We start from the raw sequence: 19,881 nt of genomic DNA on the forward strand, positions 1-19,881 counted from the left end.
CCATGCTCTCAGCGCTCACCGCTCTCCCGGAGGGCGAATCAGTTCCCTGGAGCGGGCTGTCAGTACTGACATGATCAAAAAATTCCACGCGCAAACCACCCGTGATGCCCTGCGCCAGGTCCGCGATGCCCTCGGTGCCAGTGCCATCATCCTGTCCAATCGGCAGGTGGCCGGCGGAGTCGAGATCATCGCCGTGGCGGATCTGGACATGGCTGCGCTGACTTCCCAGGCTGAGCCTGCCCTGTGGGCGGCCACCAGCCAGAGCAAAGCCGCAGCGGCTGCGCCGCGAAATACGCAGCCCCAGCCCCATTCCCAGCCCCAGCCCCAGCGACCCAGGTCCGGCATCAGCCTGGAGGAGGTGGCGCCCCAGCTCACCACTCTGGCCGACTACCTGGCGGAACGGGAAGGCCAGGGCACGGCCCAGCAAGGCGGCACCACCATCCGACCCTCCCCGATCCGGCAACAGGTCGCGTCCCCGGTTGTCGAGACTGCCGCCCAGCCCGCGGAGGCCGCACCTCAGCCATCCACCATTGCCATTGCCGCGGGTGTCGACGAACTGGCCCGGGAGATGCGCCTGTTGCGGGGCATGGTTGAAGGCCAGCTGGCCGGGTTTGCCTGGAACGACGTGACCCAGCGGGACCCCATGCGGGTGGAGGCCATGAAGCGCCTGCTGGCGGCGGGGTTTTCCGCCGGATTTTCACGGCAGTTGCTGGACATGCTGCCGGCCAAGGAAGAAGACCTGAACCAGGCCCTGAAGTGGCTCAAGGGCACCATCGCTCACAACATCAAGGTGGCTCGTCCCGAGGACGACATCATCGAAAAAGGCGGCGTCTATGCCCTGGTGGGGCCTACCGGCGTGGGCAAGACGACCACCGTGGCCAAGCTGGCCGCCCGGGCCGTCCTGCGCCATGGCGCCGACAAGGTGGCCCTGGTGACCACCGACACCTACCGTATCGGTGCCCAGGACCAGTTGCGCATCTACGGCCGCATCCTGGGCACGCCCGTGTTCGCGGTGCGGGACGAGAACGACCTGGAGCTCACCCTTTCCGACCTGCACAGCCGCCACCTGGTGCTCATCGACACCGTGGGCATGAGCCAGCGGGACAAGCGGGTGGCGGAGCAGGTGGCCCTGCTGTGTGGCGAAGGCCGGGAGGTGAACCGTCTGCTCTTGCTTGGGGCACCCAGCCAGGGCATTACCCTGGAGGAGGTGGCCCGGGCCTACGCCGGGCCAGGTCTGATGGGCTGTGTGCTGACCAAGATCGACGAGGCGCTGACCTTCGGGCCTGTGCTGGACGTGGCCATCCGCCACGAACTGCCTGTGCATTTTGTCACCAACGGACAACGGGTGCCCGAGGACCTGCATCTGGCCAATGCCACCTACCTTGCTGACCGGGCTTTCCGTGGCAACCAGAAGCCCGAGTCCCCGTTCACCCAGGCTGATGGGGATTACCCTATCCTCATGGCGGCCAGCCAGGCCAGCATGACCGTGGAAGAACTGGCGGGAGGAGTTGTCGGTGCGGCTGGCTGAGCCCATGGACCAAGCCACCGGCCTGCGGCGGCTGTTCGCGGGCAGCCAGGTATTCCATGCCGTGGGGGTGATGGGACCGGACCCGCGCCGCAATGCGCACGCCTGTGCGGAGTTGGCCCTGGGCCTCAGCCGCTGTGGCAAGCAGGTGCTGGTGCTGGACGAAGGCCGCGCGCCCTACAACGTGGGTGGTATGTGGGGCCTGATGCCGCGCCACACCCTGGCGGACATACCCGGGCGCGGCCTGGCCGCGGCCGTGCTGGAAGCTGGTCCGGGCATTCACCTGCTGGCGGCCCCGGAGGGCATGCATGCCCTGGCCGCCCTCAACGAGCGCGCCCTCATGGGGCTGGCCGAGCATTGGGGCGAGGCCCCCGACTGGATGCTGCTGAGCGGCCAGGGGGGAGCCCAGGCGGGCACGGGTTTGGCCACCACCGCCGAGTTGCGTCTCCTCGTCCTGCCCGGGGACAAGAACTTGCTGGCGGACACCTACGCGACGCTCAAGTCCGCCCACTCCGCATGGTCCGGGGGGGCATGGATGGTTCTGGTGGAGGGGGCGGACCTGGAACGTGCCCAGCCACTTTACAATTCCCTGAGGGAAACGGCCCAACGTTTCCTGGGGGTGGAGCCCGGCTATCTGGGGTGCCTGCCAAAGCCCAGGCATATCGGGAGTTCGACGGAAGGGACGCATGGTGCCCTCATGGCCGAATCCCTCCTGGCCTGGCAGGCCGAGCAACCCCTCAACTTCGAGCAATATTGGCAGCGCATGTGGCTGTTCAGCCGCATGACATTGGATTCGACCGGAGGAAAACGCAGGAATGCTGACCGTCGCCCAGGATAAGGACGCCTTGGTGCGGGAATACCTGCCCCTAGTCAAGCGCATCGCCTACCACATGATGACCCGCCTGCCCGCCAGCGTGGAGGTTGATGACCTCATTCAGGCAGGACTCATGGGCCTCATGGATGCGGTGGATCGTTTCGATGACGAGCAGGGTGCCCATTTCGAAACCTACGCCACCCAGCGGGTGCGGGGCGCCATGCTGGACGAGTTGCGGGAGGCGGACTGGGTCTCACGCAACGTGCGCCGCGCCGGGCGCCAGATCGAGAGCGCCATCCATGCCTTGCAGCAGCGCCACCAGCGCCCCCCTTCGGAGCAGGAAATCGCGGACGAGATGGGGCTGGGCATCCACGCCTATTTCGAATTGCTCAACGATGCCCGGGGCGCCCACCTGGTCTACTACGAGGACCTGCACGAGTCGGACGGGGAGGATTTCCTCGACCGTTTCGCCGACGACGGTACCCACGGCCCCTTCGACGTCCTGGCCTCCCGCCACTTCAAGGGAGCCCTGGCCCAGGCGGTGAGCATCCTGCCGGACCGGGAGAAGATGCTCATGGGCATGTATTACGAGCAGGAGATGAACTTCAAGGAGATCGGCGCCGTACTGGGGGTTTCCGAGTCCCGGGTGTGCCAGCTGCACAGCCAGGCCATCTCGCGCCTTCGGAGCAAGTTGCGGGACTGGTCCAGCGAACAGAAATAAGAGCCTATCCCAGTGGATATCGTCAGCATCGTCGGCATCGTAATCGGGCTATCCGCCATCCTGCTGGGACAGTTCCTCGAGGGGGGGCATATCGGCTCCCTGCTGCAGCTCACGGCATTCATGATCGTGGTGGGCGGAACCGTGGGCGCAGTCATGCTGCAGTCCAGCATGAGGGTGTTCCTGGATGGCCTGAACCTGCTTAAGTGGGTGTTCAAGCCGCCTCGCATCCTGCCCCAGGAGACCCTGAGGATGCTGTTGGACTGGAGCCAGCATGCCCGTCGTGGCGGTCTGCTGGCTTTGGAACCCTTCATCGAGCAGCAGCCTGACCTGTTCCATCGCCGGGGCCTGCAGATGTTGGTGGACGGTGCGGAGCCGGAGGTGCTGCGGGATACCCTCGAACTGGATCTCCAGGCCTATGAACAGCACCACATCGAGGCCTCCAAGATATGGATGGCGGCCGGGGGCTACTCACCGACCATCGGCATCCTGGGTGCGGTCATGGGGCTCATCCACGTCATGGAGAACCTGTCGGATCCCTCCAAGCTGGGTGCGGGTATCGCCGTGGCCTTCGTCGCCACCATCTACGGCGTGGGTGGCGCCAACCTGCTCTTCATTCCCATCGCCAACAAGCTGCGTTACCTCATCGGTCGCCAGGTGGCCAACAAGGAGATGTTCATCCAGGGCATCATCGCCATCGCCAATGGTGAAAATCCCCGCATCATCGACGCCAAACTGCAGGGGTACTTGGCATGAGCACCTGGCCTTTTGGCCGAGGAAATGGCGCCGAGCTGGTTTCGGCACAGGCGGATACTCGCGCAGCAAGGGTCAAGGCGCTTCGCGCCGGCCCCGGCCAATGTCCCCGCATCTTCGATGCCAGGCTGCAGGGGGGTTTGGCTTGAGCGGGCTTTGGGGCGCCCAGGGCTGAGTGCCATGGCTCGAAAGAAACCCGCGGAGGAGCACGAAAACCACGAACGCTGGCTGGTGTCCTACGCGGACTTCATCACCCTGCTGTTTGCGTTCTTCGTGGTGATGTATGCCATCTCATCCATCAACGAAGGCAAGTACCGGGTCCTGTCCGATTCCCTGGTGAGCGCCTTCCAGCAACCGCCCTCGTCGGAAAAGCTGATCGAGATGAGCTCCAAGTATCCGGAGGTGCTGGAGGGTACGGGAAGCCCGGTCGGCAAGGCCGTGGTTCGACCTCCCGGTGGGGAGACACCGGAGCGCAAGGCGGCGGCGGAAAAGATGAAGAAGGTGGCCAAGAACGTGCTGGATGCCATGCAGCCCCTCATCAAGACTGGCCAGGTGCAGGTGACACAATCGCCCCGCGGAGTGACCGTGGAGATCAACGCCAGTACCCTGTTCAACAGCGGCGACGCGGTGCTGCAGCCCAAATCCATCGACACCCTCTCCGCCGTGGCCCAGGTGCTGGCCACCACGGACAACCCCATCCAGGTTGAGGGCCATACCGACAATGTGCCCATCTACAGCCCGGCCTTTCCCTCCAACTGGGAACTGTCCTCCGCCCGGGCGGGCAGTGTGGTACGCCTGTTCGCGGAAATGGGGGTGCCGGCCGGGCGCATGGTGGCCATCGGCTATGCCGACAACCGTCCACTGGACGCCAATACCACGCCGGAAGGCCGGATGCGCAACCGGCGGGTAAACGTGCTCATCCTCAATGAAGTGGAAGGGCCGGTCAGGGAAATCACCCTGCAGGAGCCGACGGCTCCCTCTCCCAGCACCGTGGCCCCGCCCGCTGCCCGTTAGGCCAGGGGAGCTGGCACTTCGGTCTCTGCGTGAAAGCGCAACAGGTCCAGGTTGGGGGATGATTCCAGGCGTTTGTCCAAGTGCAGTGTTTTCGTGCCTTTGGTGAAGCCCACATCCACTTCCAGACTGGGCGCAAAACATCCTGGAAGCGCAGCCAGCATGGGGGGTTGCTTGCTGACGGCGCTGGGTTGCAACAGGAGCCCGGGCCATTGCCGGCCGGTATCCTTGCGCCGAATCTGCACCGCCAGGGCCTGGGGCGCCAGCAATTGGACACCGAAGGTGACCTCGCCCCTCTGGGGGATGCGGAACCAGCGCACGATGCCCAGGCCCCAGTTGCCGTTGCCCTGGCGCACCCCGGCAATGTCGCCTACGCGGATCTGCATGGCGCTGGCCTGGGTCAGGCCCAGGGCCAGGCCACCCATGCTGTCGTTGATGGTCTTGCACTTGACCACCACTGGTGGCGGGTCGTTCTCGACGATGCCGTAGTGAATGGTGTCCGACTTGCCGGCGGGCGAAAGCAGTCGGTGCATGGCTTTGAAGCCAATGCAGACTTCCACTTCCTTGCCCTGCTGGTGCCGACGACGCTGGGACTGGCGCTGCACCGAGGCGCCCCAGTTCAGGCGCAGCCGCTTGAGCATGGAGGCATAGGCCGGATCGATGGCAGCCTCTGGAAGACCCATCTTTGCCCGGTCTTCCGCGCTGCGCAGGTTGTTGGCCACCAGGGCCAGGTGCTTGGCCAGTCCAGTGGTGTTAAGGATAAGGTCCCAACGGGGGTTCACTGGATGGCCTTCCCTGGCCAGGGGCTTGGGCGTGGCATCGACGCCGATGTCAACTATGAAGAGGCCGGACTGGCCCTTGGTCGTCTCCTCGGCGGGGAAGATGGTGGCCAGGTTGGAAAAGCGGGCGATGATGTCCTTGGCCCAGGGCAGTTCCACCTGGGGAAAATGGTAGGGGTCCGCCAGGGCCATGAGCAGGGTGGCCTTGTAGATTTGCTCAAGGGACAGCATCTTGGTGCCACCCTCGGGGATGACGTCCTTCAGGCCGCTGCGCAGGGCATAGTTGTAGGTCTGGTGCAGGTCGAACCAGATGCCCGGGGGAGTGGGCTGATGGGTTTCGAAGCTCACCTCGGCCACCGCCTGAAGGGAGAGGAGGATGCGCTGTAGATACAGGGGAACGGGATTGCCGCCGAACAGGTGGAAACGGCGCTTCAGCCACTCGAGCATTAGCGTCTTGTAGGCCATGGCCATTTCCAGCAGGAGCCGCTGGGCCAGTTCTGCATTGCGCTGCTGCTTGGGCGGCAAGGGGAGAGGTACGGCGCTGTAGAGTTCATACAAGCTCGCCACGAGGTCTTCCAGCACCGTACCGACGCGGTCCACTACCTTGACCCGGCTGTCGTAGGCCAATTCAGCACTGTTGAGCGCGGTCAAGTAGTCAGCCAGTTCCTCGGCTGCCTCCGCAGGGCTGGAAAGAGGCAGGTTGGCCAGCCAGACCTCAACTTGCTTGGGCTTTGTCTCCAGGTTTATATTGCGCGCCGGCTCCCTGGTGGGTAAGGCATATCTTGGCTGCATGGCTGGTCTGAATCCGCTCCTGCTCCATTCATTCTCCTCGTGATTTTAATCACACCTTTCCACACCGCGAAATTTCTTGTCGCAGCTAACCTTGTTTGAACATGAATCTGAATGAAAAGATTTTCGAGGGACTGCGGAGGCATGGCCGGAATTTTGAGTTGCTGGCGGGGGTTTCACTCAGGGCTGTCATCTGCGAGATACTCTGCAAGCCCATGGTGGACAGCTACCTGCTGGCTCCCGGCCCTTTCCATCATCGGGCTGGCCTGCACCGCTTTCCGCGCCTCCGAGGTGCATGCCAGGCAAGGGACCCGTGAGATCGCATACTGAACCCTGGGGAGGTTGTCCTGTCATATCCGCCATTCGTGTGCTTTCCATTGCTAAGAGATAACGCCAATGACTCGTCTGATCACAATTTTCCTTGCCGCCTTTGTATGGGTATTCCCGGTCCATGCCTTTACCCTGGTGGATAGCGACGGCAAGACGCACACCCTGACCAAGTACAAGGGCAAATGGGTGCTGGTGAATTTCTGGGCGACCTGGTGCCCCCCCTGCCTGGAAGAGATTCCCGACCTCAACGCCCTGCACGAGAACAAGAAGAACAACCTCGTGGTCCTGGGTATCGCCATGGATTACCAGGACCCCAAGACCGTGCTCCAGTTCGCCGACCAGATGATGGTGAGCTACCCCATCATCCTGGGGAACAGCAAGACCGCGGCCCAGATTGGCGCCCTCACTGGACTGCCCACCACGTATCTTTACAATCCCCAGGGCAAGATGGTGGCCTACAACGTCGGGGCTTTGACCCGGCAGACCGTGGAAAGCTACATCAGCAAGAAGAAGTGAGCGCCCCGCGTTTCCTTGAGAACGTTCCGATGAGCCTGGGCCGCCTGTCCTTTTATTGAAAGAGGAGTCGTGATGCGTTGGCTGCTGCTGCTGTTCTTCTCCCTGTGGGTCTTCAACGCCCAAGCCGAGGTGCGGGATCCCCATTCCCATTTCTTCATGCCCAAGCTGGGGGATTTCAAGGAAGAATTGGACGTGGCCAGGAGCGAAGGCAAACAGGGTGTGCTCATCATGTTCGAAATGGAGGAGTGTCCCTTCTGCTATCGCATGAAAGGCACGGTCCTGAACCAGTCCCAGGTGCAGGACTGGTATCGCAAACATTTCCTCATCTACGCCATGGACGTGAAGGGGGATACCTCCATGACCGACTTCAAGGGCAGGAATACCACCGAAAAGGCGTTCGCCCTGGAAAACCGAGCCCGGGCCACCCCCACCTTCGTATTCTTTGACCTGGAGGGCAACGCGGTGACCCGCTTCACCGGAGCGACCCGGACGGTGGACGAGTTCCTGTTGCTGGGCAAATACGTTGTGGATGGCGTGTACAAGACCATGCCGTTCAACGTCTACAAGCGCCAAGCGTCCGCCAAATGAGGCGGGCCGGTTCTGCCTGGCTATGGGTTGCCGCCCTCGCATGCTGCCTGGGCAGTGCCCGGGCAGCGGAAGCTCCCAAGCTCACCCTGGAGTCCGTCCTGGCCCTGGCGGATGCGCCCCATCCCGATCTCGACCTGGCGAAGGCCAGGGAGACGGGCGCCCGGGCCGAGGCCCGCCTGGCCGACAGCCTTGACGATTTCCGGGTGTCCCTGGAGGGGGCACTGCGCACGGGCCGCAACGAGTTCTACAACGACCGCTTCCACCCCGACCACCAGGCTCGCCTGCTGGCCCGCAAGAGCCTCTATGACGGCGGCCTTGGCGACATCAGCGTGAACGCCGCGGCGGCGGAAGCAGACGCCCGCACACTGCAGGTGATGGATGCCAGGACCCAGCGGCGCCTTACCCTCATGGCCCGTTATTTCGACGTGCTGCTGGCTGACATGCAGTACAACGCCGACACGGAGTTCCTCGCCGTGGCCTACGTGGACTGGGACAACAACAGGGACCGCCACGCCCTGGGCCAGATACCCCAGTGGAAGCTGGTGGAACTGGAATCCCGCAATCAGAATGCCCGGACCAAACGCAATGACACCCGTCGCAAGCTGCGGGAAAAGCGCATGCAACTGGCCCAGGCCATGAACCGGCAGGAACAGGTGCTGGAAGACCTGATCGATCCGCCCCTGAAGGACAACGACCGAACGCTGCCCCCCCTGGATGTCCTCGTATCCCATGCCCTGGCCCACAACCCTGGAATACAGGCCCAGGCGAAACTGCTGGCCGCAGCGCAGAACCGCCGTGAAGCGGTGCGGGCAGGCTATCGTCCCACCCTGGAGTTCGAGGCGGAAGCCGCCACCTGGAGCAGGAACACCAGTACCCGGGATGACGTGCGCGGCGGGCTGAACTTCGTCATGCCCCTGTGGCAGGGTGACCGCATCGATGCGGGCCTGGCCCGGGAACAGGCCCGCATCACCGAAATCCAGCTGCAGCATGAAAAGCTGACCATGCAATTGCGGGAGTCCCTGCTGTCCGTTTGGGAGGAAATCCAGTACCTGCTGGACAGCGAGCGCCAGAGCACCCGGACGAATTCCCTGTATCGCGACATGGCTCTGGAGAAGGCCCGGGCCGAGTATGAGATGGAACTCAAGACCAACTTGGGCACCAGCATGGCCGAGACCCAGTTGGCCCAACTCCTGCGTCGGGCCGTGGAATACCGCCTGGCCCTGGCCTGGGCCAGGCTCGAAGCCTTGTTGGGGACCCCCCTTGCGGAAGTGAAGACGAAGGACAAGTCATGAAACCCACCCGATTTCTGGGCAGCCTTGCCCTGGGCCTCACCGCCATGGCGGTCCAGGCCGCCGAATATACCGCCGAACTGGCTTGGGCCGGACGGGTTTCCCTGGCCATGCCCGTGACCGGCGTGGTGGAAACTGTGCAGGCCCAGGCAGGCCAATGGCTGAAGAAGGGCGAGCTCATGGCCGCCCTCAACCCGGTCCTGTTCAAGGCGGGTGTGGCAGAGGCCAAGGCCGATGTGGATCGCCTCGCCCTGGAGCAGGCCGACGCCCAGCGTGACCTGGACCGTGTGAAGGAACTCTACGCCCGCACCGTATCAGCCACCACGGAGCTGGATGCTGCCCAGCTACGGTTCGACAGGGCCACAGCGGCTCTGGCCGGAGCCCAGGCACGCCTGGACAAGGCTCGCCACCAGTTGGAGCAGTCGGAGTTGCGCGCCCCCTTCGACGCCATCGTCCTGGAACGGCTGGCCGAGCCCGGACTGGTGGCGGCGACCCCCTGCCAGCCCAATCCCCTCTTCATCGTGGCCCGCTCGGACGAAATGGTGGCCCAGGCCGTATTGCAGGCCGACCAGGCCCGCCATGTGGTTCCCGGCCGCAAGGCGGACGTACTGTTGGGCGGCAAGGCTTTCATGGGGGAAACCCGGGGGCTGAGCCTGCGTCCAGACGGGAAATACCGGCTGGAAGTGGCCCTGCCCCAGGTCAAGGGACTCGGACCCGGGCAGCCGGCGACGATCCGGCTGCACTGACCCGGCATCAGGCCGCCTTGAGGTAGCGCTCCTTGGCGGCCCTGGCCTGCTGGGCTTCCTCGGTGTTGTAGGCCTTGCCGGACCACAACATGCTGTAGGCGATCTCCTCGTTTCCGTTTTCGCACAGTTCCAACACTTTCTGGAACAGGGGCTGGAAGGTATCTGAGCGGTGGCTGCGCTCATGGTCCTCGAAGGTTTGCCAGAAGGTCACGATCAGCGCCTCCTTGCCCTGCAGCGGGCTGCCGACCGCCTGGCCCACGGTAGAGCCCTCGTTGGACACCTGACCCGAGTTCAGCGCCACGAACCCTCCCACGAAGCCGGTATCGGAATGATAGGTCTTCACGTTCTCGCACAGCTCCGCAACCCGCATCTCCAGGTCATCGGTGCTGTATTCGGGCTTGAGGATCACCCTGTTGATGGTCACTACGCCGTCGCTGTTGAATCCATTGATCAAGGCAGACATCGCACTCTCCTTCATTAAATAAGCAAATACTTATATATCGGTTTCAAGAAAAGGCGCCGTGTCGTGCGCCTGGTTAATACCATAGTGATTTACTCGGATAAATACAACTGTTGTATCGATATGGTTTTTTTATGGCGCGCCCGAGGATACCGTTTCCCTCTTGCAATCATTGACATAGATTGGGCCGCTACGGATAATCCACGGCTCTTTGTCTTCCCGGTGATGTAGCTCAGACGGTTAGAGCGGTGGATTCATAACCCACAGGTCGGCGGTTCGATTCCGCCCATCACCACCAATGAAAAGCGGCTTGCAATCTTGCAAGCCGCTTTTGTTTTGGCATGGCATCTTCTTATGCGAATGCGTCCTTCAGGACGTTCCTGAGCCAACCATCCGCGTATTCGGCCTCCAGTTTTCGGTAAAGGCGAGGCACGGCCTTGGGGGCTTCCCTGGAGCCGAAGGCCACCGGTGAGATGCCGCTGCCATCCTTTATGTAGACCCACTGGCCGTTCTGCACCCTGTAGAGGTGCACCACCGAGAAGCCCCAGTCGTGGGCCACCACGCTGTAGCAGGTGTTGGTGTAGATGGGCACGGGCGGTGGCAGGCCGTTGACCTTGGCAACGATGCTGGCCACCACTACCTTGGCCTGGGTGATGGCCATGTGGGCAGACTTGGGGAAGGCGTTGTTGGTGGCCAGTTCGCCCCCCACGCAGGCATCGCCCACCACGAAGACATCCTTCAGCCTGGTGGACTCCATGTTCTCCGGCTTCACCTCGCACCATTTGTCCTTGAAAGTGGCGAGCCCCAGGTCCTTGGCCACCTTGCCGGCGTGGTGGGGCGGGATGATGTTGACCACGTCGCCATGATGCTCTGAAAAGCCCGTGTGGCAGGTCAGGGTCTTGGGGTCGATGCGCTCAACCTTGCCGTCGTTGGCACCGGAAATCCATTCGATCATGCCGCCCTGGCCGTAGCCGTAAAGTTCCTTCCAGGCCTGTTCGAACAAGGGCCGCTTGGAAAAGGAATCGTTGGCGTCCAGGATCAACACCTTGGACTTCTTCTTGCCGTGGTGCATGCAATGGTTGGCCACCTGGGCGGCGCGTTCATAGGGACCGGGCGGGCAGCGGAATGGACCGGGCGGGACGACGATGACGAACTTGCCGCCGTCCGGCATGGCTTCCAGTTGTTTCTTCAGCATCAGGGTCTGGGGACCCGCCTTCCAGGCATGGGGCAGGCTCGTCTCGGCCAGCTCCTTGCTGTAGCCCTGGATGGCGCCGTAATTGAAATCAATGCCTGGCGACAGAACCAGGAAATCATAGGCAAAAACCCTGCCTGTGGACGTGGTCACGGTTTTCTTGACCGGATCAATCTGGGTGACCTCTTCGTGGACCACCTTGATGCCATGTCTTTGCAGACCCTTGTAGCCCACCTGCAGGGTCTTGATGTCGCGCTCCCCGGAGATGACTTCGTTGGAAAGGGGGCATGATGTGTACAGGGGTTCCCGCTCCAGCAGCGTTACTTCAATGCCAGGGTCCATCAAGCGAAGATATTTCGCGGCGGTGGCTCCGCCATAGCCGCCACCCACGACCACCACCCGGGCCTTCGTCTTGCCCTTTGCCGCGTGGGCGTGGGGGATTTGCAGGAGGGAAGCGCCCGACGCGGCACTGAGGGCCTTGAGGAAGGCGCGGCGATCGAAGTTGTACATGCTGCATTCCTCCTTATTTGCCTTGGGCGCCGAAATAGTGGGCGGCTGCAGGCAGTTCCGCGGGCTTCATCCTGCGCACGGTTTTCTTCATCTTGCGGTGGGGCATGGAGAACTCCTCTTCGCGGTACTTCTCCAGTTCCAGTTCCATGTACTTTGCCCATTGGCCGTTGATGCGAGGGGCGTCCTCGTCCGGGTCGTTGCCGGTGGCGCCATGGCAGTCCTCGCAGTTTTCGAAGATGACCGCCTTGCCCTTCTTCATCAGGGCCGATCCCACGGGCTGGTGCGAAGGCACCCAGGGCTGGCGGGAGAAGTAGTCGGCCAGGCCGTTGATTTCGTCGTCGGTGAGGCCCTTGACGATACGGTTCATGGTGGCCGCACCGCGTTCGTCGTACTTCCACTGCTTCATGACATCGGCCAGGTAGTGTCTGGGCAGGCCGCCTATGGAGGGCATGGACATGCCCGCGCTGACGCCATTGACGCCATGGCAGTTGTTGCAGGTGCGGGCCAGGATGGAAATATCCGGTCCCGCCGCCAATGCCGTGCCGGCGACCCAAAACAGGATGGCGGCCGAGAATCCCTTGCGCATAGTTTCCTCCATTTGCTCAAGGACAGATAACGGGGAGTCAAGGCGGCCGGTACCTCCTTTGAGGCCCTCTGAAGCAACCACACCGGCCGTGTTGATTTGTCGAACTATGTGACCTTGCACGCTGAATTAGCAAGCTCAATTCGCTTATTAGACATCCGTAATATATTGATTAATTGATGTATTTTTCCTGACAAGTCCATTGCTAATACCCCTATCTACCTCGTAGTCTATGGCCCCACCTTGGTAGGAATGTTCTAGCGGCTCAAGGGTTTTCCCCGGCTCGGCATGCTTTGCCCATGGAGATGGGGGCGCGCCACTGCCTCAAAATCGAGGAGACAGAAATGACAAGAAATGCCTGGAAGTCGCTGCTTGGGGTCATCGCGGCCGTCATGGGCGTGTTGCTTACGCAAATGGCGTTTGCCACGGCCCCTGCCATGGCCGGGGCGGAGGCTGCCAGTGCCGATGCGGCGCAACCCGCCATCGCCAACCACCGCTGCCTGCGCTGCCATGCGGACCCGGATGAAAAGGTGAAGGTACGCCGGGACGGCAGCAGGAACTTCATCTACATCGATCCAGGCGTCTTCAAGCACAGCGTGCATGGCAAGCAGCCCTGCTCCGGATGTCACAACAATGTGGACAAGCTGCCCCACCCCAAGCCGCTGCCCAAGAGCGTGGGATGCATCGAGTGCCACAAGCAGAAATACGAGGCCCAGAAGGGCAGCGATAGCCCTCAATACAAACGCCTGGGCATCGTCGTGGAGCAGATGGAGAGCTACCTCCATTCCGTCCACGCCCAGCCCAGCAAGCGGGACATCTCCAAGATCAACGCCACCTGCTACGACTGCCACGACGCTCACAACATCGGCACTCTGGGCAGCCTGCAGCGGGCCGAGCATCGGCTGAAGAACCCCGAGGTGTGCGGCCGCTGCCATAAGGAGGAATTGGTCGAGTACAAGGCCTCCATGCACGGCAAGGCTGTGCTGGAGAAGAAAGACACCAAGAGCGCTGTCTGCTCCGATTGCCACAGCACCCACAACATCAGTTCAGCCAGCGGCGATCCCATGAAGCTGGAGATCACCCGCAACTGCGGCGACTGCCACGAGAAGGCCCGGGAGACCTATTTCAGGTCCTACCACGGCCAGGTGAACAAGCTGGGCTATACCAATACCGCCAAGTGCTACGACTGCCACGGCGCCCACAACATCAAGAACGTGGATGACCCCACCTCCACCATCCACACCAACAACCGCCTGAAGACCTGCAACACCTGCCACAAGGACGCCAAGGAAGGCTTCCTCACCTTCCATGCCCACGGCGATCCAACGAACTTCGAGAAGTACCCGGGCATATTCGTGGTCAACGAGTTCATGAAATACCTGATCTACGGCGTCATGATCTTCTTCTGGACCCACGTGATTCTGTGGTTCTACAGGGAGCTGAAGGACCACCTGGCGGGCTGCGGCCACCGGGAGGACGTGGAGCATCCGGACGCCGTGTTCTTCCGCCGCTTCAGCAAGGTCTGGCGCTGGATCCACGTGCTCTTCGCCATGAGCACCATGGTCCTGGTCATCACCGGCACCACCCTGCTGTTCTCCCATGCCGACTGGGCCAAGGCGGTCATGACCCTGCTGGGCGGCCCGGTCTGGGAGGGCGTCATCCACCGCACGGCGGCCGTCATCTGGGTCACGGTGTTCCTGGGGCACATCGGTTTCGCCCTGCGCAACATCTGGGTGACCCGCAAGACTTTCCGCTGGTTCGGGCCCACCTCCATGATCCCCAACTGGCAGGACCTGAAGGACATCGTGCGCATGTACAAGTGGTTCCTGGGCTTCACCTCCAGGCCCAAGTTCGAGCGCTGGACCTACTGGCAGAAGTTCGACTACTGGGCGCCGTTCTGGGGTGCCACCATCATCGGCCTGTCTGGCGCCATGATGTTCAAGCCCACGCTGACGTCCCAGTTCCTGCCGGGCTGGGTGTTCAACATCGCCACCATCGTGCACGCCGAGGAGGCCCTGCTGGCCACCGTGTTCCTGTTCTCGGTGCACTTCTTCAACGTGCACTTCAGGCCGGAGAAATTCCCCCTCTCCACCACCATTTTCACCGGTGCCGTGCCCCTGGAGGAATTCAAGTACGAGCACACCCAGGAATACGACCGCCTGGTGGCCTCGGGCGAACTGGAGAAGTACCTGGTCAAGCGGCCCACCCGCACGGTGGAAAGCCTGGCCACCATCCTCTCGGCGCTGCTCATCCTGGCGGGCTTCCTGCTGCTCACCCTGGTGCTGATCGGTGTGACGACCATGCACTGAGGCGGTGAATAGCCCTCAAGGCCCGGGTGGAAAACCACCTGGGCTTTTTTATGGCGTTTGCGCATCAATCGGCAAGGGCGATGGCTATGGCGGAAAAACTGCATTGCAATCGCGCACGGGGTCCCACAAGATTGGCTGAATAAGTAAACGCTAATACACCAAGGCGGCTGGAGAGAGACCTGACTTGCAAAGGAGCAAGCGATGGGTTGGCTATCTACTTTCTTTGTCGGCCTGGTGGTTGTGGCCTTCAGCCTGACGGCGCTCGCCTTTATCGCCGTGGCGGTCGTGGTGCTCGGCGAGGCCCTGGTCCTCGCCTTCAGGGCACTTAAAACGCGCTAATCCAGCGTCGCCACCCCCACCGCCTGACGGTCGGCATGGTAGCTGGAGCGCACCATGGGGCCGCTGGCCACGTTGCGGAATCCCATTTCCATGGCCAGGCGCTCGAATTCGGCAAAACCTCCCGGGGTGACGAACCGCTCCACTGGCAAATGATGGGCTGAAGGCTGGAGATATTGGCCGATGGTGATCATGTCCACGTCATGGGCACGCAGGTCGGCCATGACCGCCAACGCCTCCTCATCCGTTTCCCCCAGGCCCAGCATGATGCCGGACTTGGTGGGCACGCCCGGTACCCTCTCCTTGAGCGCCTGCAGCAGCCGGAGGGAATGGGCGTAGTCCGCGCCGGGCCGGCAGGCCTTGTACAGACGGGGCACGGTTTCCAGGTTGTGGTTCATCACGTCCGGCGGCTCGTTGGCAAGGATGTCCAGGGCCGATTCCAGACGGCCGCGGAAATCCGGGGTGAGAATTTCGATGCGTGTGGCGGGTGAAGCTTCCCGCACGGCACGGATGCAGGCGGCGAAGTGGGCGGCACCACCGTCCTTCAGGTCATCCCGGTCCACGCTGGTGATGACCACGTATTTGAGGCCCATGGTGGCCACGGTCTCGGCCAGGTTGCCGGGTTCCTCCGGGTCGGGCGGCAGGGGCTTGCCGTGGCCCACGTCACAGAAGGGGCAGCGGCGGGTGCACAGGTCCCCCAGAATCATGAAGGTGGCGCTGCCGTGACGGAAGCATTCCCCCAGGTTGGGACAGGACGCTTCCTCGCAAACGGTGTGCAGCTTGGCCTGGCGCAGGATGGCCTTGAGCTGGACCACCTCCGGAGAGGTGGGGGCCTGAGCCTTGATCCATGCGGGCAGGCGTGCCCGGGGCCTGGGCACGATCTTGATCGGTATGCGGGCGGTCTTGGCCTGGCCCTTGTGCAGTTCTCTGTCAGCCATGGGCCGGGATTCTACCCGGCAGGCTTTCAGGTGCCTCCGGGTTGGTCCGTCAGCTGCACATAAAGCCGGGAAAGGTGCAGCTTGACCCGGGAAGAGGCCCGGGGATATTCACCTGCCTTGAGCTTGTCCGCGGCTCCATCCTTGTCGCCGGCCACGCAGCAGGCCAGGACATCCCCCGCCGCCAGGTGAAAGCGCATGTGCTCCATCTTCATTTCCTGGAATTCACGCAGGTTGCCGAATTTTTCCCCGCCTACCCCATGGATCCACTTGCCCAGCACGCACTGGTCGTCGCGGCAGACCACGTCCACCTTCAGGCCTTCCTCGTTGTCGCCGGCCATGCATTTCTCCAGGCGGACCTTCCAGGCCATGTGGGCGTCGATGGCACCCTTGAAGTCCAGGCCGGCGATCTTGCCCGAGTCGGCGTCCTCGGGAAGCACGCTCGGAGTGGCCTGTTCGGATGCCGCGCTTTCCGGGGCGGCGGTATCCTTGCCGCTGGCCAGGGCCTTGAACCAGTTGAGCAATCCCATGATCTCTCTCCTTCCAACTCGTTGTAACGGGTCACGCCAACCCGGCGCCGGTTTTTATAATGACGGCTTTACCAGAGCCTTACTTTAATGCAGCCCCAAGCGACATTGCCGGTGACATTGCTGACCGGTTTTCTCGGCAGCGGGAAAACCACTCTGTTGAACCACCTGCTTCGCCATGTGCCCCTCACCGCAGTGGTGATGAACGAGTTCGGCGAGATCGGCCTGGACCACCAGCTCCTGGAAGAGACCCAGGGCCCCCTGGCCCTGCTCTCCGGCGGCTGCGTGTGCTGCCAGGTGGTGGGCTCACTGGCCCCCACCCTCAAGAACCTGGCCATGGGCCGGGCCGACGGCAAACTGCCTCCCTTCGAGCGGGTCATCATCGAGACCACGGGCATCGCCGACCCGGCCCCCATCCTGGACACCCTGCTCAACGACCGCTGGATCGCCGCCCGCTTCCGCATGGATGGTGTGGTCACCACCGTGGACACGGTGCTGGGCGGGCAACAGCTGGACAGCTACCCGGAAGCCCTGCGCCAGGTGGCAGTGGCGGACCGGCTGGTGCTCACCAAGACCGACCTGGCTGCTGCCAGGGATCTGGAGGCACTGCGGGCACGCCTTAAGGTTCTCAATCCCGCCGCCCCCCAGGTCGTCGCCGTCCGGGGCGAGACGGACTACGACGCCCTGCTCAACCTGGGCCTCTTCAATCCCGCGGACAAGCACCCGGACGTGGCCAGGTGGCTGGCCCACCAGCGCTACAAGCCCGTGGCCGGCGGCCTGCTGGGCGGCAAGGCCAAGCCTCCCCCGCATGATGACCACATCAGGAGCTTCGGCCTCACCTTCGACGTGCCCCTGGAGTGGGAAGGCGTCAGCGCCGCCCTGGAGATGCTGTCCGCCTTCCGTGCCAAGCAACTGTTGCGCATGAAGGCCATCGTCGACGTCCATGGGCGCGACAGGCCCGTGGTGCTCCATGCCGTGCAGCACGTGTTCTATCCGCCGGCGGAACTGGCGGCCTGGCCCGAGGGTGAAGACGGCCCGGATCGCCGCAGCCGCTTCGTGTTCATCACCGACGGCCTGGAGGAGGAATTCGTGCGGAAACTGCTGGAGGACTTCACCCACGCCGCCGCGGCAGGCACACTGGCGGCCAATCCCGAAACGCAGACACCCCATCGAGCATGAAATTCACCCCCGAATCCTTCCGCGCCTGGGATACCAAGCGCATAACCCTCCTGGGCATGTCCGGCGTGGGCAAGACCTACATATCCGGCCTGTTGCGCCGCCACGACTGGTTCCATTACTCGGGTGACTATCGCATCGGCACCCGCTACCTGGACGAGCCCATCCTGGACCTCATCAAGCAGCAGGCCATGCAGGTGCCCTTCCTCAAGGAACTGCTGCGCAACGACTGGATCGACATCCGCAACAACATCAAGATCCAGGACCTGGGGCCCGTCCTGTCCTTCGTGGGCAAGCTGGGCAGCCCGGATTTCGCCGGACTGTCCCTGCCGGAGTTCAGCCGCCGCCAGGCCCTGTACCGGGAAGGCGAGATCGCCGCCATGAAGGACGTGCCCGAGTTCATCCGCAAGGCCCAGGAGATCTACGGCTACGAGCATTTCGTCAATGACGTGGGCGGCAGCCTGTGCGAGCTGGAGGACGACTCCGTCATCGACCTCCTGGCGGAACACACCCTCATCCTCTACATCCAGGTAACGACCAGGGAGGAGGAGGACACCCTCATCCGCCGCGCCCAGAGCGACCCCAAGCCCCTCTACTACCGCCCCGCCTTCCTGGCGGAGCACCTGCCGGTGTACATGGAGGAGAAGGGCCTGGAGTTCGTCGCCCAGATCGAGCCCAACGACTTCACCCGCTGGGTATTCCCCCGCCTGTTCCATTCCCGGGTGCCCCGCTACGAGGCCATTGCCGGACCCCATGGATACACTGTCACTTCCCAGGAAGTGGCCCAGGTGAAGAGCGAGGCGGACTTCCTGGCATTGGTGGAAACAGCCATCGCCCGCAAGCAAGGGATCTGAGCCTATGCCGCTAGTCGCCCACAACGACCTGCCCACCCTGCAGCGCCTGAAGGCATCGGGTACCACCATCGTCCTGCCCGAGGCTCGGGCCAGTGAACAGTACATCCGCGAACTGCACATCGGCCTGCTGAACATGATGCCGGACGCGGCCCTGGAGGCCACGGAGCGCCAGTTCTTCCGCCTGGTGGGGGAAAGCAACCCCATCGCCCAGTTCTACGTGCACCCCTTCACCCTGGACGCCATCCCCCGGGGCGAGAAGGCGGCAGCCCACATTGCCCGCTACTACGAGCCCTTCGAAAAGATCCGCGCCGAGGGCCTGGACGCCCTCATCATCACCGGCGCCAACGTCACTGGCGAGGACTTGTCCCAGGAGCCCTTCTGGGGCCCCCTTGGCGAGGTCATCGACTGGGCCTGGGACAATGTCACCACCACTCTCCTGTCATGCCTGGCCACCCACGCCGTGCTTCATTTCCGCTACCAGCAGCCCCGGGTGAAGCAGATCAGCAAGCGCTGGGGCGTTTTTCCCCATCGGTTGGTGGATTCCCGGCACCCCCTGGTGGCGGACGTGAACACCCGCTTCGACGTACCCCATTCCCGCTGGAACGACGTGTCCCGTGCCCAGTTCGAGGCGGCGGGCCTGCGGGTGCTGGTTGAAAGCGAGGAGGTGGGCGTGCACCTGGCCACCAGCCACGACGGCCTGCGCATGGTGTTCTTTCAGGGCCATCCCGAGTACGACACCATCTCCCTGCTGAAGGAATTCAAGCGGGATGCCCTGCTTTTTGCCCAGGGCAGGCTGCCGGCCTTCCCGCCATTCCCGGAGAATTACGTGCCCCCCCTGGAGCAGGCCATACTGCTGGAGTGGCGGGACCGGCTGCTCCATGCCATGGACCGGGGCCAGCCCCTGCCTGACTTCCCGGAAGACCTGGTGTCACCACATCTGGACAATACGTGGCACGATACGGGGGAGGCGGTGCTGGGCAACTGGATGGGCTGCATGTATCAGGTGACCCACCGGGACAGGCGCAAGCCCTTCATGGATGGCATCGACCCCGACGACCCGTTGGGCCTATATGGGATTTGACACTGCCCCGAACATGGCATAATCCGCCGCTAAATTTCACGCGCAATCGACATTTGGATA

At 62.9% G+C, this 19,881-nt stretch carries 20 protein-coding genes and 1 tRNA gene; 15 read left to right on the forward strand and 6 right to left on the reverse strand.

Features of this window, described 5'->3' with window-relative positions; genetic code table 11:
- Positions 1 to 70 precede the first annotated feature (70 nt).
- The 5 genes from flhF to motD all read left to right on the forward strand — a co-directional run bounded on the left by flhF (position 71) and on the right by motD (position 4,824).
- Positions 71 to 1,528 carry a flagellar biosynthesis protein FlhF gene (flhF, locus tag H6935_11710; protein MCP5279012.1) on the forward strand — a complete coding sequence of 486 codons (1,458 nt, stop codon included), beginning with the start codon at positions 71 to 73 and terminating at the stop codon, positions 1,526 to 1,528.
- A 4-nt stretch (positions 1,529 to 1,532) separates the two neighbouring features.
- A complete protein-coding gene (locus H6935_11715; GenBank protein MCP5279013.1) occupies positions 1,533 to 2,363 on the forward strand; it encodes a hypothetical protein in 831 nt (276 codons plus the stop codon).
- On the forward strand, positions 2,341 to 3,060 hold the full coding sequence (locus tag H6935_11720) for an RNA polymerase sigma factor FliA (protein ID MCP5279014.1): 720 nt from the start codon (positions 2,341 to 2,343) through the stop codon (positions 3,058 to 3,060). The genes H6935_11715 and H6935_11720 overlap by 23 nt, the downstream gene beginning before the upstream one ends.
- A gap of 12 nt (positions 3,061 to 3,072) precedes the next feature.
- Positions 3,073 to 3,813 (forward strand): flagellar motor protein, encoded by a 741-nt coding sequence (locus H6935_11725; protein ID MCP5279015.1) that lies wholly within the window; start codon positions 3,073 to 3,075, stop codon positions 3,811 to 3,813.
- 177 nt (positions 3,814 to 3,990) lie between these two features.
- Positions 3,991 to 4,824, forward strand: a complete 834-nt coding sequence (gene motD / locus H6935_11730; GenBank protein MCP5279016.1) for a flagellar motor protein MotD — start codon at positions 3,991 to 3,993, stop codon at positions 4,822 to 4,824.
- Here motD and H6935_11735 read toward each other — a convergent pair.
- Positions 4,821 to 6,392, reverse strand: a complete 1,572-nt coding sequence (locus H6935_11735; GenBank protein ID MCP5279017.1) for a hypothetical protein — start codon at positions 6,390 to 6,392, stop codon at positions 4,821 to 4,823. The two genes, motD and H6935_11735, sit on opposite strands and share 4 nt — an antisense overlap.
- 393 nt (positions 6,393 to 6,785) lie before the next feature.
- On the opposite strand from H6935_11735, the gene H6935_11740 reads away from it, so the two are divergent.
- From H6935_11740 to H6935_11755, 4 genes are all read left to right on the forward strand, one after another.
- Complete coding sequence (locus H6935_11740; protein ID MCP5279018.1) at positions 6,786 to 7,235, forward strand: TlpA family protein disulfide reductase; 450 nt, start codon at positions 6,786 to 6,788, stop codon at positions 7,233 to 7,235.
- A 72-nt stretch (positions 7,236 to 7,307) separates the two neighbouring features.
- Positions 7,308 to 7,823, forward strand: a complete 516-nt coding sequence (locus H6935_11745; GenBank protein MCP5279019.1) for a thioredoxin fold domain-containing protein — start codon at positions 7,308 to 7,310, stop codon at positions 7,821 to 7,823.
- A complete protein-coding gene (locus H6935_11750; protein ID MCP5279020.1) occupies positions 7,820 to 9,115 on the forward strand; it encodes a TolC family protein in 1,296 nt (431 codons plus the stop codon). The genes H6935_11745 and H6935_11750 overlap by 4 nt, the downstream gene beginning before the upstream one ends.
- Positions 9,112 to 9,858 carry an efflux RND transporter periplasmic adaptor subunit gene (locus H6935_11755; GenBank protein ID MCP5279021.1) on the forward strand — a complete coding sequence of 249 codons (747 nt, stop codon included), beginning with the start codon at positions 9,112 to 9,114 and terminating at the stop codon, positions 9,856 to 9,858. Before H6935_11750 ends, H6935_11755 begins: the two co-directional genes overlap by 4 nt.
- A 7-nt stretch (positions 9,859 to 9,865) precedes the next feature.
- On the opposite strand, the gene H6935_11760 is transcribed toward H6935_11755, so the two are convergent.
- Positions 9,866 to 10,321 carry a ligand-binding protein SH3 gene (locus tag H6935_11760; GenBank protein ID MCP5279022.1) on the reverse strand — a complete coding sequence of 152 codons (456 nt, stop codon included), beginning with the start codon at positions 10,319 to 10,321 and terminating at the stop codon, positions 9,866 to 9,868.
- A gap of 218 nt (positions 10,322 to 10,539) precedes the next feature.
- On the opposite strand from H6935_11760, the gene H6935_11765 reads away from it, so the two are divergent.
- Positions 10,540 to 10,616, forward strand: a tRNA-Met gene (locus H6935_11765).
- Positions 10,617 to 10,670: 54 nt separating this feature from the next.
- Here H6935_11765 and H6935_11770 read toward each other — a convergent pair.
- Both H6935_11770 and H6935_11775 read right to left on the reverse strand, forming a co-directional pair.
- On the reverse strand, positions 10,671 to 12,020 hold the full coding sequence (locus tag H6935_11770) for an FAD-dependent oxidoreductase (protein MCP5279023.1): 1,350 nt from the start codon (positions 12,018 to 12,020) through the stop codon (positions 10,671 to 10,673).
- Positions 12,021 to 12,033: 13 nt separating this feature from the next.
- Positions 12,034 to 12,606: a c-type cytochrome gene (locus H6935_11775; protein ID MCP5279024.1), complete on the reverse strand. Its 573-nt coding sequence runs from the start codon at positions 12,604 to 12,606 to the stop codon at positions 12,034 to 12,036.
- Between the two features lie 341 nt (positions 12,607 to 12,947).
- Between H6935_11775 and H6935_11780 the strand changes: the two genes are divergently transcribed.
- On the forward strand, positions 12,948 to 14,912 hold the full coding sequence (locus tag H6935_11780; GenBank protein MCP5279025.1) for a cytochrome C: 1,965 nt from the start codon (positions 12,948 to 12,950) through the stop codon (positions 14,910 to 14,912).
- Positions 14,913 to 15,113: 201 nt separating this feature from the next.
- Positions 15,114 to 15,251, forward strand: coding sequence for a hypothetical protein (locus H6935_11785; protein ID MCP5279026.1), 138 nt, complete (start codon positions 15,114 to 15,116; stop codon positions 15,249 to 15,251).
- Here H6935_11785 and lipA read toward each other — a convergent pair.
- Positions 15,248 to 16,186 (reverse strand): lipoyl synthase, encoded by a 939-nt coding sequence (lipA, locus tag H6935_11790; GenBank protein ID MCP5279027.1) that lies wholly within the window; start codon positions 16,184 to 16,186, stop codon positions 15,248 to 15,250. The two genes, H6935_11785 and lipA, sit on opposite strands and share 4 nt — an antisense overlap.
- Positions 16,187 to 16,212: 26 nt before the next feature.
- Positions 16,213 to 16,713, reverse strand: coding sequence for a CZB domain-containing protein (locus tag H6935_11795; protein MCP5279028.1), 501 nt, complete (start codon positions 16,711 to 16,713; stop codon positions 16,213 to 16,215).
- A gap of 87 nt (positions 16,714 to 16,800) precedes the next feature.
- Between H6935_11795 and H6935_11800 the strand changes: the two genes are divergently transcribed.
- Genes H6935_11800 through H6935_11810 form a run of 3 tightly spaced genes read left to right on the forward strand, consistent with a single transcriptional unit; the run spans position 16,801 to position 19,821 of the window.
- Entirely contained in the window at positions 16,801 to 17,889 is a 1,089-nt protein-coding gene (locus tag H6935_11800) for a GTP-binding protein (GenBank protein MCP5279029.1), read from the forward strand.
- Entirely contained in the window at positions 17,886 to 18,740 is an 855-nt protein-coding gene (locus tag H6935_11805) for an ATPase (GenBank protein MCP5279030.1), read from the forward strand. Before H6935_11800 ends, H6935_11805 begins: the two co-directional genes overlap by 4 nt.
- A 4-nt stretch (positions 18,741 to 18,744) precedes the next feature.
- Positions 18,745 to 19,821 (forward strand): homoserine O-succinyltransferase, encoded by a 1,077-nt coding sequence (locus H6935_11810; GenBank protein ID MCP5279031.1) that lies wholly within the window; start codon positions 18,745 to 18,747, stop codon positions 19,819 to 19,821.
- Positions 19,822 to 19,881: the final 60 nt, after the last annotated feature.

It is taken from the genome of Thiobacillus sp., from assembly GCA_024235835.1.
Classification (GTDB): domain Bacteria; phylum Pseudomonadota; class Gammaproteobacteria; order Burkholderiales; family Thiobacillaceae; genus PFJX01.

What these genes read in the sequence shown, in the direction of transcription:
- flhF (MCP5279012.1), top strand. Translation starts at nt 71, where the DNA reads ATGATCAAAAAATTCCACGCGCAAACCACCCGTGATGCCCTGCGCCAG.
- H6935_11715 (MCP5279013.1), top strand. Translation starts at nt 1,533, where the DNA reads ATGGACCAAGCCACCGGCCTGCGGCGGCTGTTCGCGGGCAGCCAGGTA.
- H6935_11720 (MCP5279014.1), top strand. Translation starts at nt 2,341, where the DNA reads ATGCTGACCGTCGCCCAGGATAAGGACGCCTTGGTGCGGGAATACCTG.
- motD (MCP5279016.1), top strand. Translation starts at nt 3,991, where the DNA reads ATGGCTCGAAAGAAACCCGCGGAGGAGCACGAAAACCACGAACGCTGG.
- H6935_11735 (MCP5279017.1), bottom strand. Translation starts at nt 6,392, where the DNA reads ATGCAGCCAAGATATGCCTTACCCACCAGGGAGCCGGCGCGCAATATA.
- H6935_11740 (MCP5279018.1), top strand. Translation starts at nt 6,786, where the DNA reads ATGACTCGTCTGATCACAATTTTCCTTGCCGCCTTTGTATGGGTATTC.
- H6935_11745 (MCP5279019.1), top strand. Translation starts at nt 7,308, where the DNA reads ATGCGTTGGCTGCTGCTGCTGTTCTTCTCCCTGTGGGTCTTCAACGCC.
- H6935_11750 (MCP5279020.1), top strand. Translation starts at nt 7,820, where the DNA reads ATGAGGCGGGCCGGTTCTGCCTGGCTATGGGTTGCCGCCCTCGCATGC.
- H6935_11755 (MCP5279021.1), top strand. Translation starts at nt 9,112, where the DNA reads ATGAAACCCACCCGATTTCTGGGCAGCCTTGCCCTGGGCCTCACCGCC.
- H6935_11760 (MCP5279022.1), bottom strand. Translation starts at nt 10,321, where the DNA reads ATGTCTGCCTTGATCAATGGATTCAACAGCGACGGCGTAGTGACCATC.
- H6935_11770 (MCP5279023.1), bottom strand. Translation starts at nt 12,020, where the DNA reads ATGTACAACTTCGATCGCCGCGCCTTCCTCAAGGCCCTCAGTGCCGCG.
- H6935_11775 (MCP5279024.1), bottom strand. Translation starts at nt 12,606, where the DNA reads ATGCGCAAGGGATTCTCGGCCGCCATCCTGTTTTGGGTCGCCGGCACG.
- H6935_11780 (MCP5279025.1), top strand. Translation starts at nt 12,948, where the DNA reads ATGACAAGAAATGCCTGGAAGTCGCTGCTTGGGGTCATCGCGGCCGTC.
- H6935_11785 (MCP5279026.1), top strand. Translation starts at nt 15,114, where the DNA reads ATGGGTTGGCTATCTACTTTCTTTGTCGGCCTGGTGGTTGTGGCCTTC.
- lipA (MCP5279027.1), bottom strand. Translation starts at nt 16,186, where the DNA reads ATGGCTGACAGAGAACTGCACAAGGGCCAGGCCAAGACCGCCCGCATA.
- H6935_11795 (MCP5279028.1), bottom strand. Translation starts at nt 16,713, where the DNA reads ATGGGATTGCTCAACTGGTTCAAGGCCCTGGCCAGCGGCAAGGATACC.
- H6935_11800 (MCP5279029.1), top strand. Translation starts at nt 16,801, where the DNA reads ATGCAGCCCCAAGCGACATTGCCGGTGACATTGCTGACCGGTTTTCTC.
- H6935_11805 (MCP5279030.1), top strand. Translation starts at nt 17,886, where the DNA reads ATGAAATTCACCCCCGAATCCTTCCGCGCCTGGGATACCAAGCGCATA.
- H6935_11810 (MCP5279031.1), top strand. Translation starts at nt 18,745, where the DNA reads ATGCCGCTAGTCGCCCACAACGACCTGCCCACCCTGCAGCGCCTGAAG.